The organism is Vibrio sp. Y176, assembly GCF_033438945.1.
In genome coordinates this window covers 1-559 of sequence record NZ_JAWOQS010000970.1, presented here as the reverse complement: position 1 = coordinate 559, position 559 = coordinate 1, and the positions used below count along the sequence as shown (strand labels likewise).

The window sequence follows — 559 nt, the reverse complement described above, 5'->3', positions numbered from 1 at the left end:
ATTTATCCAGTGTCTAAATACCATTGATAAAGATATAAAACATAGGCTAACTCGCTATTATGCAATGGATTCTTGAGCATCAATCTCTCATTCTTTCTTCTCTTTTTGCCGCGACAGCGAGCGGTGTCGCCGTGGGTTGGTGGGTAAAGCAGCGCTTTATTACCCAGACTCAACTACTCGAACAGCAGTTGGTGTCAGAAAAACAGCTTCATCAACAACAGCTTGAACAAGTAAAGCAAAGCCTTGCCGATGCGCAGCAAGAGTTGGATGAACTCGACAACGAGCGCGATAAAGCGGCCTTTGAAGTGCGACAATCGCACGGCAAGTTGATGGCGGCCATGGAGAAATTGCGTTACTTCGAAGCCGTCAAACAAGAACGTCAGCAGTATTTTGATGAGCTGGGCCAAATGCGCGAACAAAAATCCCGTTTGGAAACGCAGCTTCGTGAGCAGCAGGCGCGCCACGAACAAATGAATCAGGCTAATGCGGAAAAACTGCAAATTTTAGAGCAGGCCGAAGTGCGTCTGAAACAACAGTTTGAGCACCTTGCCAATCAACT

Annotated in this window: 1 pseudogene; it reads left to right on the top strand. The window is 46.9% G+C overall.

Annotated features, from left to right (window positions below):
- Positions 1-59: 59 nt before the first annotated feature.
- Positions 60-559, top strand: a pseudogene (locus tag R7O13_RS29690) (DNA recombination protein RmuC); the annotation flags it as partial.